The organism is Streptomyces sp. NPDC001816, from assembly GCF_042892235.1.
GTDB lineage: Bacteria > Actinomycetota > Actinomycetes > Streptomycetales > Streptomycetaceae > Streptomyces.
Genome location: NZ_JBIATY010000023.1, coordinates 41,355 through 53,580, shown reverse-complemented (window position 1 = coordinate 53,580; position 12,226 = coordinate 41,355). Strand labels below are relative to the sequence as shown.

The 12,226-nt window shown below is 72.1% G+C and carries 13 protein-coding genes; 7 read left to right on the top strand and 6 right to left on the bottom strand.

Translation table 11 applies throughout. From position 1 onward, the window contains the following. Nucleotides 1-110: 110 nt before the first annotated feature. On the bottom strand, nucleotides 111-1,514 hold the full coding sequence (locus tag ACFYZZ_RS44815) for a glycoside hydrolase family 43 protein (RefSeq protein ID WP_389189774.1): 1,404 nt from the start codon (nucleotides 1,512-1,514) through the stop codon (nucleotides 111-113). Nucleotides 1,515-1,789: 275 nt separating this feature from the next. Between ACFYZZ_RS44815 and ACFYZZ_RS44810 the strand changes: the two genes are divergently transcribed. Further along, the gene (locus ACFYZZ_RS44810) at nucleotides 1,790-2,791 is read left to right on the top strand and encodes a hypothetical protein (protein WP_389189772.1); all 1,002 of its coding nucleotides are present in this window, start codon (nucleotides 1,790-1,792) and stop codon (nucleotides 2,789-2,791) included. 101 nt (nucleotides 2,792-2,892) lie between these two features. Then, nucleotides 2,893-3,768, top strand: coding sequence for a hypothetical protein (locus tag ACFYZZ_RS44805; protein ID WP_389189770.1), 876 nt, complete (start codon nucleotides 2,893-2,895; stop codon nucleotides 3,766-3,768). A 74-nt stretch (nucleotides 3,769-3,842) separates the two neighbouring features. Here ACFYZZ_RS44805 and ACFYZZ_RS44800 read toward each other — a convergent pair whose 3' ends face one another. Beyond that, the gene (locus ACFYZZ_RS44800) at nucleotides 3,843-5,051 is read right to left on the bottom strand and encodes a cytochrome P450 (protein ID WP_389189768.1); all 1,209 of its coding nucleotides are present in this window, start codon (nucleotides 5,049-5,051) and stop codon (nucleotides 3,843-3,845) included. Continuing rightward, nucleotides 5,048-5,758 carry a tRNA-dependent cyclodipeptide synthase gene (locus ACFYZZ_RS44795; protein WP_389189766.1) on the bottom strand — a complete coding sequence of 237 codons (711 nt, stop codon included), beginning with the start codon at nucleotides 5,756-5,758 and terminating at the stop codon, nucleotides 5,048-5,050. The genes ACFYZZ_RS44800 and ACFYZZ_RS44795 overlap by 4 nt, the downstream gene beginning before the upstream one ends. 189 nt (nucleotides 5,759-5,947) lie before the next feature. Between ACFYZZ_RS44795 and ACFYZZ_RS44790 the strand changes: the two genes are divergently transcribed. The 4 genes from ACFYZZ_RS44790 to ACFYZZ_RS44775 all read left to right on the top strand — a co-directional run bounded on the left by ACFYZZ_RS44790 (nucleotide 5,948) and on the right by ACFYZZ_RS44775 (nucleotide 9,117). Then, nucleotides 5,948-6,814 carry a fructosamine kinase family protein gene (locus ACFYZZ_RS44790; protein WP_389189764.1) on the top strand — a complete coding sequence of 289 codons (867 nt, stop codon included), beginning with the start codon at nucleotides 5,948-5,950 and terminating at the stop codon, nucleotides 6,812-6,814. A gap of 179 nt (nucleotides 6,815-6,993) precedes the next feature. Continuing rightward, on the top strand, nucleotides 6,994-7,185 hold the full coding sequence (gene tgmA / locus ACFYZZ_RS44785; RefSeq protein WP_014670659.1) for a putative ATP-grasp-modified RiPP: 192 nt from the start codon (nucleotides 6,994-6,996) through the stop codon (nucleotides 7,183-7,185). A gap of 16 nt (nucleotides 7,186-7,201) precedes the next feature. After that, a complete protein-coding gene (gene tgmB, locus ACFYZZ_RS44780) occupies nucleotides 7,202-8,185 on the top strand; it encodes an ATP-grasp ribosomal peptide maturase (protein WP_389189762.1) in 984 nt (327 codons plus the stop codon). A gap of 35 nt (nucleotides 8,186-8,220) precedes the next feature. Then, a complete protein-coding gene (locus tag ACFYZZ_RS44775) occupies nucleotides 8,221-9,117 on the top strand; it encodes a Gfo/Idh/MocA family protein (protein WP_389189761.1) in 897 nt (298 codons plus the stop codon). 9 nt (nucleotides 9,118-9,126) lie between these two features. Here the strand turns inward: ACFYZZ_RS44775 and ACFYZZ_RS44770 are convergent, their stop codons facing one another. After that, nucleotides 9,127-9,459, bottom strand: coding sequence for a hypothetical protein (locus ACFYZZ_RS44770; RefSeq protein WP_389189759.1), 333 nt, complete (start codon nucleotides 9,457-9,459; stop codon nucleotides 9,127-9,129). A gap of 44 nt (nucleotides 9,460-9,503) precedes the next feature. Beyond that, nucleotides 9,504-10,412, bottom strand: coding sequence for a GNAT family N-acetyltransferase (locus ACFYZZ_RS44765; RefSeq protein WP_389189757.1), 909 nt, complete (start codon nucleotides 10,410-10,412; stop codon nucleotides 9,504-9,506). 227 nt (nucleotides 10,413-10,639) lie between these two features. Here ACFYZZ_RS44765 and ACFYZZ_RS44760 point away from each other — a divergent pair, with 227 nt between their 5' ends. Further along, complete coding sequence (locus ACFYZZ_RS44760) at nucleotides 10,640-11,746, top strand: PP2C family protein-serine/threonine phosphatase (protein WP_389189755.1); 1,107 nt, start codon at nucleotides 10,640-10,642, stop codon at nucleotides 11,744-11,746. A 34-nt stretch (nucleotides 11,747-11,780) separates the two neighbouring features. On the opposite strand, the gene ACFYZZ_RS44755 is transcribed toward ACFYZZ_RS44760, so the two are convergent. After that, nucleotides 11,781-12,221 carry an Lrp/AsnC family transcriptional regulator gene (locus ACFYZZ_RS44755; RefSeq protein ID WP_145887395.1) on the bottom strand — a complete coding sequence of 147 codons (441 nt, stop codon included), beginning with the start codon at nucleotides 12,219-12,221 and terminating at the stop codon, nucleotides 11,781-11,783. Between the last annotated feature and the right edge of the window lie 5 nt (nucleotides 12,222-12,226).

Sequence of the window (12,226 nt, the reverse complement as noted above, 5' to 3'; positions counted from 1 at the left end):
GGCCGCCCAGCCGGGTCATCGCTCCACCCGTCTGTCCCAGCGACACGCCGGAACACCCCTCGTTCGGACGAGTCCTCGTCACCCGTCCGCCCGCCGCTCGGCCGACGCCGTCAGTAGCCCACGAGGAACGTCGCGTCCGCCTGGTCCGTGGCCGTGGAGATCGGGTCGATGCGCAGGACGTAGTCCGCATGCCTGAGGTAACGGGTGGGGTAGTTGTGCGAGCGGAACGACGTCCAGCCGGCGTCGGCGAGGCCCGCGGTCCGGTGGAAGGTGGCGTCCTGGGCGAAGGTCGAGGTGCCGTCGTTCACGTCGAGGCGCAGCTGGTACGCGTAGTGCCGCAGATAGCGGGTCGGGTAGTTCACCGACTGGAAGGAGACACCGGATCCGTCGGCGAGGCCGGGGACGAGCTTCCACTGGGAGTCGGTGTACGGGTCGAAGGGGTAGGCGTCGATGCGGCCCACGTAGTCGGCGTGGCGGATGTAGCGGTCCGGGTGGTTGTAGGACTTGACCCGGTTCCAGGCGGGTGCGCCCCACTTGGCCACGAGGTCGGTGTACTCGGTGGTGGTGATGGGCTGGATGGTGCCGTGCTTGGAGTTGACCGGCTGGGAGTAGGTGCGCTGGTCGAGGGCGGTCCAGGTGCCCGCGGCCAGGTCGGTGCTCTGCCAGGCGTAGAAGACGCCGTTCGGCGTGTACGTGTCTCCCCACAGCCACCAGGTGCCCGAGGTCTGGGACTTGACGAGGATGGGGGCCTCGGTGCCGCCGTGGGCGACCGGCGTGCTGAAGACGGTGAAGCTCCCGGGGTCCAGCGAGGTGGATCTGGCGCCGACCAGTGCCTGGGCCGAACTGCTCTTGAAGTAGAGGTAGTTGACACCGTTGACGGATACGGCGAGGTCTCCGTCGATGACGTCGTAGCCGGGGTCGAAGAAGACCTGTGGGGCGGAGACGGTCTGGAAGTCGCTGGTGTAGTTCACCATGATCACGTTGTGTCCGCTGGAGTTCACGGACGAGTAGATGATGCCGTACTGTCCGCGGCCCGCGTCCCAGAAGGCTTCCGGGGCCCAGCTGTGGGTGTTCATGTCGTGCAGCTTGAGGCGGCGGTAGTGGGTGAAGGTGCGCAGGTCGGCGGAGTCCCAGACGTGGATGTACTGGCTGACGTAGCTCCAGTCGGTGCCCTTGAGGTCGGTGGCGAGGACGACGAAGGCGCCGTTCTGCTTGCGCAGCACGAACGGGTCGCGCAGTCCGCCGGCGCCTTCGGTCGGGGTGACGACGGGGTTGTTCTGGTTGAGCGGCATCCAGCGCAGCGCGTCCGTGCTGACGGCGAGGTGCAGGCCGTAGTCGGTGCCGGTGCCGTTCGGTGACTCGGTGAAGTACCCCATGACATAGGCGGAGTCCGCGGCGTGGGCGGGGCGGGCACCCAGGGTCAGGTCGGTGGCCGTGGCCAGCGGCACGGCGGCGGCCATGCCGAGGAACAGCCGGCGTGAGGGCAGGCCTTGGCGGTGGGGAGTTGCGCGCATGTGGTCTCCCGGGACTCTTCAATTGCCGGTATTTCGAACAGAGTTCGGTAAGTCGGTCAGAAAGTAGAGGTGCGGGAGGGGCGCGTCAATGCTTGTGACAGGCAAGCGGGCCGTGAGGCAGGGGGTGCTCCGCTGGGGGGTCCGCGCCGTCCCCCGTCCGGGTCGGTGCGGTCGTACGGCCGTGCGAGCGCCCCTAGCCTGAGTCCGACGAACCATCACGGCACGGCGGTGCCCCGCTGTCCCTCGCCCCGCCGAGAACGAGAAGGGGCCGCGCCATGACCGCCGCCGCAGCCGTGCTCGGACGTGCCATCCGCCGACTGTTCACGGCATCGCTGGGCGCCCTGGCCGGGGTCGCCGTCGTCGCCGCCCCGGTCCGGGCCGATGTCGGCGAGGTGACGGAGTTTCCGATCACGACCACGGCTGGCACTCTCCCCGCCGGCCTCACCACGGGACCGGACGGGGCCGTGTGGTTCGCGGCGTCCGGAGTCGGCCGGATCGGGCGGGTCACCGTCGAAGGCAGGGTCACCGACTTTCCCACCTCCCGTCCGGACAGCTTCCCGCTCGCCATCACCACGGGCCGGGACCAGGCACTGTGGTTCACCGAGGGGACGGCGAACAGGATCGGCCGGATCACCACCTCCGGACAGCTCACGGAGTTCCCGGTGCCGACGGCCGGTGGCTTCCCGACCGGGATCGCGCCCGGACCGGACGGTGCCCTCTGGTTCACCGAGGCGGACGGCAACAGGATCGGCCGCATCACCACCTCCGGCCGGATCACCGAGTACCAGGTCCCGACCCCGAGCGCCTCCCCGAACTCCATCGCGGCGGGCGGGGACGGAGCGCTGTGGTTCACCGAACTGACCGGCGGGAAGATCGGGCGGATCGACGGCTCCGGCCGGATCACCGAGTTCGCGCTGCCTCCCGCGTCCGGTTTTCCCGACGACATCGTCACCGGCCCCGGCGGCATGTGGTTCACCACGTCCGGTTCGAACTGGGTCGACCGGATCGACTCCACCGGACACGTCACCGGGATCCCGCTGCCCGACCCGGACAGCAGTCCCAGCGGCATCACCCTCGGGCCGGACGGGCAGGTGTGGTACGCCGATCAGGCCGGCCGGATCGGTCGCGTCGGGGCGACCGGCAGGATCACCGCCTTCCCGGTGCCGGGCGGCGCGGACAAGGTGCCGTTCCGCATCGCGGCCGGTCCCGACCACGGGGTGTGGTTCACGGGGCTGCTCGGCAATGTCATCGGGCGCGTCCAGGCCCTGCCCGAGTGATCACAGTGGCCGGAAACCGACCCGTACCCGCTTGTTATGACAGCGGTCATAGCGCAGGCTGGTGCCGACAGCACGGCAGGCCGACGCGGTGGGAGGAAGCAGTGGCGGGCGGGACGGCACGGACGATGTGGGAGCGGTACGAGCCGGTGCACGATCTCGTGTACTTCGCGCCCGAGGCGAGGCAGGCGGCGGACCGGCTGGGGATGCGCGGGTTCTGGATGGGGTACTTCGCGCTGCGGGCGGCCCCGCTGGGCGCGGTGTCGCCGTCCGTGGTCACCGGCTCCTTCTATGTCTTCCACCCTGTCCGGGTGGCCCGTGCGCTGCCCGACGCCTGGGGGTTCGCGGCTCCCGAGGAGGTTCTGGCGGCCCGCGGGGACGCCATGGACGCGGCCATGACCCGTCTGTTCGGGCCGGATGTGACGGGCTCGGCGGAGCTGGCCGAGGCGGCCGATCTCGCCTGGGAGGCGGCGGCCGCGGCGGACGTTCCCGGACGGGTGCTGGCTGCGGCCAACCAGGCACTGGAGCGGCCCGAGCGGCCGACGGTGCGGCTGTGGCAGGCCCTGACGACCCTGCGCGAGCACCGGGGCGACGGGCATGTCGCCGTCCTGGTGGGCCTGGGGCTCGGGCCGGTCGAGGCCATGGTGCTCAAGGCGGCCGCCGGGGAGTCGGATGGCGCGTTCCTGCGGGAGACCCGCAGGTGGGAGCCGGAGGACTGGGCGGCGGCCGAGGCCGCCCTGCGGGAGCGCGGCTTCCTCACCGAGGACGGATCGCTGACCCGCGCGGGTGTCGCCGGGCGCGCGCACATCGAGATGCGCACCGACCAGGCCGCCGAGCGCCCGTGGACCGCGCTCGGTGCGGAGCGCACCGCACGCCTGGCCGAGCTGCTGGAGCCGCTGGCCCGCACCGTCGAGGACTCGGGGCTGCTGCCGCCCGGCAATCCGGTGGGGCTGACGCGACGGGAGTCCGCGCGCCGGTGACGGCGCGCACGTCGGCGCCCCCGTCCGGGGTGCCGGACCGGGACGCCGTACAGGACGTACGGGGAGCCTGTGGGTTACCAGGCCACCGGGAGCCGTTCGGGGATGCGCTTCATGAAGCCGGTGCGCCACACCAGTTGACTCGGCGGCACGGCGAGCGTGAGGTTCGGCAGGCGTTCGAGCAGGACCTCCAGGGCGATCCGGGCGTGCGCGCGGCCGAGTGCGGTGGCGGGGCAGTAGTGGGCGCCGCCGCCGAAGGAGAGGTGGTCGGCGGTGTTGTCGCGGTGGACGTCGAAGCGGTGCGGGTCGGGGAACTTCTCCGGGTCGAGGTTGGCGCCCTCCACCAGGACCAGGACGAGTTCGCCCCGGCGGACCTGCACATCGCCGAGCCGGACGTCCTCCAGGGCGAGGCGCGGCAGGGCGTCGCCGATGGAGAGGTTCACCCGCAGCAGCTCCTCCACGCCCGGACCGATCAGGTCGGGGCGGTCCCTGAGCAGGTCCCTGGCCATGGGGTGGGTGAGCAGGTAGACCAGGGCCATGGCGAGGAAGCCCGAGGTGGAGATGGTGCCGGCGCCGAACATGGTGACGCCGACGGTGGCCAGCATCTCGTCGGTCAGGTGGGCGTAGTCGGGGTCGTCGCGCAGGGCGGCGAGTTCGCCCATCAGCCCATGGGTGGCCGGGTCGTCGAGCAGGGCGGTCATCCGGGTGATGTCCCGGTCCCAGTTGATCTTCGCGCCGGTGATCGGGCACGCCGAGTTCATGAAGGCGATGTCGAGGCTGCGCAGGAAGGCCGGGGCCTCGGTCTGCGGGATGCCGAGGATGCGGCAGTGCATACCCGCCGAGTACGGCTCGCAGAACGCGTCGCGCAGGTCCACCGTCGGCCCTTCGGCCTCCATCAGGTCCACCAGGCGGTGGGCGTCCTCGCGCAGCCGGTCCAGCAGGCCGGGCGCCTTGGGGTTGAGCGCCTTCATCACCGCCCGGCGCAGCCCCGCCCCGGTGATGTTGCCCATGTTGTTCACGACCTCGGGCGGGATCGTGAGCGCGTACTGGCGGGGGACGCCGGGCGCGGAGGTGTCCTTGAGGGAGAAGCGGTCGTCCTTGAGGACCTGCCGGCACAGGTCGTAGGAGGAGACCAGCCATGCCTCGTCGCCTGCGATGGTCCGCACGCGCCGTACGGGGGTGGCGGCACGCAGGTCCTCGACCTCGGCGGGCACGCGGGTGCCGTCCCAGGAGAACGGGAAGGCCGGCAGCGGCGCTTCGGTGCGGATGTCGGGGGCGGTGGTCATGCCGCGGCTCCTTGCTGGGCGGCGGGCGTCACGATGGCGTGGCCCTGGTTGCGGGAGGCGCGCAGTCCGGCGCCGCGGGAGTACAACAGCTCGGCCATCGGCAGCAGTTGGTGGTAGCAGTTGAGCGACGAGGGCACCTTGAGGATGGCGGGGGTGTCCAGGAACAGGGGCGCCTCGGCGCACACGTACTCCAGGCACACCTCACGCTGCCGCTCGCTCGCCTGCTCGCCGCGGGCCGACAGGAAGCGGCTCACCAGGGCGTCGCAGACGCGCCGGAAGTCGCTGTCGGAGTGCAGCCGGTGCTGCAGCTGCCGGTGGATCTCCTGGTAGGCGGGGTTGGTGCGGAAGGCCGACATCGGGTGCCAGTCGAGCCGGGTGCCGTCCGGGTCGGCCTCCGTCACCGCGTCGCGGACCTTCGCGCGCACGCCCCGCAGGTTCTTCACGGCCTTGCGGCGGGCCTCGTCCGGCGCGTATCCGGACGCCTCGTACATCTCGGCCACGTACAGGTCGGTGTAGACGAAGTCGACCCTGTCGAAGTGGTCCAGCCCCCAGCGGGCGAGGTCATGCAGGCGTTGGGCGGAGAAGTAGCTGTTGCCCGGCGACACGCCGATCACGGCGTGTGCGCCCTCGCCGAAGATGACTTCGCAGTGGGAGGTGTAGGGCTGAACCTCGAAGACGTCGGCCATCAGCACGGATGCTGTGGTCAAGGGGGATAACCCTCCGCCGCGCGCTAGTCCCGTCAGGGCCCTGTGCCCCTGGTGTGGCGACGCGGCGCCCTCACGCTAGCCGTACGACGTCAACACGGGTAGTTACTGCCTGGGTTTGGCCGAAATCAGTCGTATCAATGGTCGAAGTGCCCTCAGAGGAACCTCATTTGCGGGCCGTACGCTGGGGCCGTGGTCAACCGAGACGAGGATCCAGGACAGGCGGCGTCCCGGCTCACCGGGCGCCGGGTCACGGCCGTGCGAACGCCGTCCGGGTCGCCCGCAGAGGTGACGCTGGAGGGCGGAACGGCGGTGATGGTCAAGCGTGGCGACGCCACCGGCGCGGTACGCGCCGAGGTGACCGGGCTGCGCTGGCTCGGCGCGGCGGGAGCGGTCCGGGTGCCGGAGGTGCTCGGCCACGACGAGCGGTGGATGGTCACCGAGCGTGTGCCGACCGGGCGGCCCGACGCCGCGGCGGCGCTGCATTTCGGCCACGCCCTCGCGGCCCTGCACGCCGCCGGGGCACCGGCGTTCGGCGCGCCGCCGCCGGGCGGGCCGGAGGAGGCGTACATCGGCCTCGCCCCCATGCGCAACACGCCCGCGTCGGACTGGCCCGGCTGGTACGCCGAGCACCGCGTGCTGCCGTATCTGCGCGGTGCGGTCGACGCCGGCACGATGCGGCCCGCGGAGGCCGCCGTGATCGAGCGGGTCTGCGAGCGGCTGCCGGAACTCGCGGGGCCGACCGAGCCGCCCGCCCGGCTGCACGGCGACCTGTGGAACGGGAATGTGCTGTGGGCCACAGACGGGGCGGTCCGGATCATCGACCCGGCCGCGCACGGCGGGCACCGGGAGACCGATCTGGCGATGCTCCAGCTGTTCGGCTGCCCGCATCTGGACCGGGTGCTGGCCGGGTACCAGGAGGCGGCGCCGCTGGCCGACGGCTGGCGGCGGCGCGTCGGCCTGCATCAGCTGTTCCCGCTGCTGGTGCACGTGGTGCTGTTCGGCCGCGGCTACGCCGAACAGGCCCTCTCCGCGGCTCGGGACGCCCTCACGGAATGAAACGGAACGTAAGGCACCGCACGTCCGCGGGCGGACCGCGCAACTCCCCTCGACCGGTGTGACGTCCTCCTATCCGGCACCCCGAACGACCCCTCTCCGGACCCCGGTTACGGAGTGTGAGGAAACCAACCACCCGTTCGATTCGTATAAGGACGTGAAAGCCGAATCAGGGAGAGACCATGCAACCGTTCACGCTCAACTACGCGCGCCCCGCTGTGCAGTTGGACGTCACCGCTCCGTACGCGTACGACTCCGGACTGCAGTTGAACGTCCTCCCGGACGGGCGGATCGCCGCCACCGACCACGCGACTCTGAGAGCACTGGGGACAACGACCTCCACGGCAGGCTCCAAAACCCACTTCGACGACTGAACGCGGGCCGTGCAAGATGACCGTGCTCATCCTGACCAGTGAAGAGGACGTGACGGCGGACATGGTGGTCCTCCAGTTGGGCCGGGCCGGCGTGCCCGTGGTCCGGCTCGATCCCGCCGACCTCACCAACGGCGTGGCGCTGTCGGGCGAGTACGTGCAGGGCGCCCACCGCGGACATCTGTCCGTCGGCGGGCGCCTGGTGAGCATGAACGGCCTGCGCTCCATCTGGGTGCGCAGGCCGGGGGACGCGGCCCAGCGCGCCGACCAGCCCTCCGCCTGGCTGACCGAGGAGTCCGCCCAGGCGCTGTACGGCATGCTGCGCTGTACCGGCGCGCGCTGGATGAACCATCCGGACGCGGCCCGCCGGGCCCGCCACAAGCCCTGGCAGTTGCGACTCGCCCAGCTCAGCGGGCTCGCCGTGCCGGCCACGCTGATCACCACGTTTCCGCAGGCGGCCCGGGAGTTCGCCGAGCGTTTCCCGGACCTGGTGGTCAAGCCCGTCTCCGGCGCGCATCCCCAGGAGCCGCCGCGGGCGGTGCCCACCAGCCGGGTCGCGCCGGACGCCGACTTCGCGGCCGTCGCCTTCGGTCCGACCCTGCTGCAGCGGCGGATCCCCAAGCGGGCCGACATCCGGCTCACGGTCGTCGGCGAGCGGCTGCTGGCCGCGCGCAAGCCGGCCGACCCGGACGGCCACCCCGACGACATCGACGTCCGTTTCGCCCCGTCGGCCTCCCCCTGGCTCCCGGCGGACGTGCCCCCGCGCGTCGCCGAGGCCGTCCTGCGCTACCTGAAGGACGCCGAACTCGCGTACGGTGCCTTCGACTTCGCGGAGGACGCGGACGGAATCTGGTGGTTCCTGGAGTGCAACCAGTCGGGCCAGTTCGGCTTCGTGGAGATGGACACCGGCCAGCCGATCGCCGAGACCATCGCGCAGTGGCTGGCCGGGCACGGGGACCATGCGGTGCCGTACGTCAACGGCGGCCGGGACACGGCATCGTGAGGCCGTGGCGACCGGTCAGCGGAAAGGAACGCGAGATGCGCATCGGACTGCTGGGAACGGGCCCGTGGGCCCAGGCTGCCTACGCCCCCGCGCTCGCCGGGCACACCGGCCTGGACTTCGCCGGGGTGTGGGGCCGCCGCCCGGAGGCGGCCACCGCGCTGGCGGAGCAGTACGGCGTCGGGGCGTACGACGACGTGGACGCGCTGCTGGCCGACGTGGACGCGGTGGCGGTGGCTCTTCCGCCGTCCGTGCAGGCCGAGTTGGCGGTACGGGCGGCGCGGGCGGGCCGGCATCTCCTCCTGGACAAGCCATTGGCGGTGGGGGTCGCCGAGGCCCGGGCGGTGGCCGAGGCCGCGGAGCGGGCCGGGGTGGCCTCGGTGGTGTTCTTCACCACACGCTTCCAGAAGGAACCGGAGGCCTGGATCGACGAACAGGCCGCCGCGGCGGGCTGGTTCACGGCGCGGGCGCAGTGGCTGGGAGCGGTGTTCACGAGCGACAGCCCGTTCGCGGCCTCTCCCTGGCGACGGGAGAAGGGCGCGCTGTGGGACGTGGGACCGCATGCCCTGTCCGTCCTGCTCCCGGTGCTCGGCGACGTACGGCAGGTCCTGGCGGCGGCGTACGGTCCCGCCGACACCGTGCACCTGGTCCTCGACCACGCCACGGGCGCGTCCAGCACGCTCACGCTGAGCCTGACGGCACCGCCCGCGGCGGCCGGGGCCGACCTCGAACTGCGGGGCGAGGCCGGCGTGTCGCTCCTGCCGAGAAGCTCCGAGGGCGCCGTTCCCGCCCTCACCCGCGCCGCCGACGCCCTGCTCACCTCCACCCGCACCGGCCGCCCGCACCCCTGCGACGCCGCGTTCGGCCTGCGGGTCACCGAGATCCTGGCGGCGGCAGAGGCAAAGCTGGCCGGGCAACCGGCCTCCCTCGCTTAGCACCCGGCCCTAGGCCCCGTCGTCGTCCTCCTCGAACGGTTCGTCGCTCCACCGGAACCAAGCCCGGTCCCCCTCGATGTGCAGCAGGAACTCGGGGACCGGGCCGTCCGGCGAGGACAGCGAGACACGGCGCCGTATCTCGTCGTAGGCGGACTCCCACTCCTCCCAGCGCTCGTCCTCCAGCAGGGCCAGCTCACGAGCGAAGAGGTCCTGTACGGCGGCGAAGCCGGGGCCGGTGGTGAAGCTCCCCGACAGCCAGGGGAAGTCGGCCTCGTCGATCAGGATCTCGCCGACGGGGTCCTCCCCGGCACGCACCCGCCACACCGCTCCGTCGAACCCCATGGACTCTCCCCCGCTCCGCCGCCGTCGATCACCCCGTCAGCTTGTCACCCGGCACTGACAATGCGCTGGGACCAGAAGTTGAGGCGCTCCCGTACGACGGGGTAGCCGGCCCTGCTGAAATGCGCGGCCATCGGGAAGTTGTCCTGGTCGGTGGCGGCGGCGATGAACTCGGCGTCGCGTTCGACGAGGAAGTGGGTGCACTCGGCGAGCAGGTCGTAGGCGTAGCCGTGGCCGCGGTGCTCCGGGAGGACGCCGATGAAGCCGATGCACGGTCCGTTCGGATTGCGGGCCGGGATGTGGATGCCGACCGGTTCGCCCTCGGGCGTGCGGGCGAGCTGCCACCACGCGCGCGGTGACGGGAACCAGTGGAAGACGTCGAGTTCCTCCTGGGCGGCCTGGTCGATTCCGCCCTGCTCGATGGCCCGCCGGGCGTGGGCGTCCAGGGTGACGGAGTGGATGCGGCGCAGGGCGTCGAAGAAGACGGTGTCGTCCGGTTCGGCGGAGAAGACGAGGCGTCCGGGGCGCTCGGGCAGGCCGTTGTCCGGGGTCCAGCGGTAGATGAAGCGTTCCACGAGCGGTGCGTATCCGGCTTTGCGGGCGGCGGCGGTGCGGGTGGTGACGGTGGCCGACAGACCGGGGGCGTCCCGCCAGCCGGCGGGCAGGTCGAGTTCGAGTTCCTCGGTGCGCCAGGGTGCCGTCCGCAGGAGTTCGGCTCCCGCGTCCTCCTCGCCCTCGGCCACGTCGAACCAGTTGATGACGAGCGGCTCGGGGTCCTCCGGCCGGGCCCACCAGGCGGCGCGGGCCACGACCCGGCCGTCACGCAGGGCGACCCGCTTCCAGTCGGGCCGGTACCGGGTCTGCCGGTGCTTCTCACGAAAGCCCAGCGGGTCGGGCAGGGTGTCGAAAAGGTGAGCACTGCTCTCGTCGAGCGTGCGGATGACCACAGCGGTCATGGATTCCTCCGGGATGCGTGCTGCGTACAGCGGGGCGCGCTCCCGGTCGGACGTGTCACGCCCGAGGAACGGGAAGGCGGGAGCGCTGGGTGACAGTGGACTGCATGGCGCTCGCCTCCTTCCGGTGCCGTCTCGGGCGTGCTGCACAGGCTAGGAGGACGGGTGGGCGGGTGTCGACGGCTTTCTTCGCGGTGCACCCCCCTGCCGGCGACGCGTAGCGTGGGGATGTGAGATCGGTGCGCGGCTCGTCGTCGCGGCGGAACCGGGAGGAGCGCGGCTGGCTGCGGGGCGCGCCACCGCCGCGATGGGTGCGGGTGCTGCCGCCGGCGCTGCTGGTGGGGGTGACCACGGCCACGCTCGTCACCCCGCACGCAGCCGATCTCGGCTTCCTGCTGGGCGCGATCCCGCCGCTCGCCGTCCTGTCGTACGGGCCGGTGGCGACCGCCGTCATGGGCGCTCTGGTCGTCGTGGTGCTGAACCTCCCGTCGACGCACCTGAACCGTCCCGGCAACACCGATCTGCTCACCGTCGTGTTCGTCGCCCTGCTGAGTGTGTTCCTCTCCTACGTGCGCAGGCTCCGGGACGCCCAGCTGGTCATGGAGCGGGCGATCGGAGAGGCCGTGCAGCAGGCCGTGATGCCGCCGCTGCCGGAGCGCGTGGGGCGGGTGGGGTGCACGGGCTTCTACCGGGCCGCCCAGGACGGGACGCTGGTGGGCGGGGACTTCTTCGACGTGCGGGCGGGGCCGCACGGCGTCCGGGCGGTGATGGGGGACGTGCGGGGGCACGGGCTGGCGGCGATGGCGACGGTGGTGTCGCTGCTGGGCGCGTTCCGGGAGGCGGTGCTGGACCAGCCGGACCTGGCGTCGGTGGCGGCCCGCATGGACCGCAGGCTGGGGGTGGACTCGGCGGGTGTGCGGCACGCGGAGCTGTTCGCGACGGCGGTGCTGCTGGAGTTCACGCCCGACGCGCGGGCGGTGCGGATGGTCGCCTACGGGCATCCGCCCCCGGTGCTGCTGCACGACGGCCGGGCCCGCGAGCTGACCGTCGCGTCGGCTCCCCCGCTGGGCCTCGGGCTGATCGGCGCCGATCCCCCGAAGGAGGTCACGGTGCCGCTCCGGCCTGGCGACCGCCTGCTGCTGGCCTCCGACGGCGTCTGGGAGGCCCGGAACGCCTCCGGCACCTTCTATCCGCTGCCCGAGCGGCTGTCCGACATCGCGGACACCGTCTCCGGCGACCTGGCCGCCGCCGTGTGGACCGACCTCGGCCTACGGCACTACGAGGTGCGCGACGACGCCACCCTGCTGGTCCTGACGCCCCAGCCGCCGGGCACCTGACCTCGGCATCCCGTGCCCGTGCGGGACAGGCGGGTCAGCCCACGTCCCACAGGAAGCGGTGGGTGTGGATGCCGAAGTACGGGAAGGACTGGATCTCGCGGACGCCCTCGATGGGCCGGACCACGTCGTTGACGAAGTCCAGCAGATCCTTGGGGCCCGGCGCGACCACCTCCGCGAACAGGTCGAACCCGCCGGAGGTGAGCACGGAGTAGACCACCTCGGGGCGTTCGGCGAGGGCGTCGGCGACGACGCGCGGGTCGCCGTCGACGCCGATGCCGAGCAGGGCCATGGCCTGGCCGCCCATGGCCATCGGGTCGGTGACGCCCACGACCTGAACGGCCCTGGAGTCCAGCAGGCGTTGCAGGCGCTGGCGGGCCGCCGAGGCGGACAGCCCGACCTTCGGGCCGAGGTCGGCATAGGCGATACGGCCGTCGGTCTGCAGCTCGCGCAGGATGGCCCGGTCGATCTCGTCCACAACTC

Excerpts from the sequence above, each read along its gene's own strand:
- ACFYZZ_RS44815 (WP_389189774.1), bottom strand. The coding sequence starts at position 1,514 with ATGCGCGCAACTCCCCACCGCCAAGGCCTGCCCTCACGCCGGCTGTTC.
- ACFYZZ_RS44810 (WP_389189772.1), top strand. The coding sequence starts at position 1,790 with ATGACCGCCGCCGCAGCCGTGCTCGGACGTGCCATCCGCCGACTGTTC.
- ACFYZZ_RS44800 (WP_389189768.1), bottom strand. The coding sequence starts at position 5,051 with ATGACCACCGCCCCCGACATCCGCACCGAAGCGCCGCTGCCGGCCTTC.
- tgmA (WP_014670659.1), top strand. The coding sequence starts at position 6,994 with ATGCAACCGTTCACGCTCAACTACGCGCGCCCCGCTGTGCAGTTGGAC.
- tgmB (WP_389189762.1), top strand. The coding sequence starts at position 7,202 with ATGACCGTGCTCATCCTGACCAGTGAAGAGGACGTGACGGCGGACATG.
- ACFYZZ_RS44775 (WP_389189761.1), top strand. The coding sequence starts at position 8,221 with ATGCGCATCGGACTGCTGGGAACGGGCCCGTGGGCCCAGGCTGCCTAC.
- ACFYZZ_RS44770 (WP_389189759.1), bottom strand. The coding sequence starts at position 9,459 with ATGGGGTTCGACGGAGCGGTGTGGCGGGTGCGTGCCGGGGAGGACCCC.
- ACFYZZ_RS44765 (WP_389189757.1), bottom strand. The coding sequence starts at position 10,412 with ATGACCGCTGTGGTCATCCGCACGCTCGACGAGAGCAGTGCTCACCTT.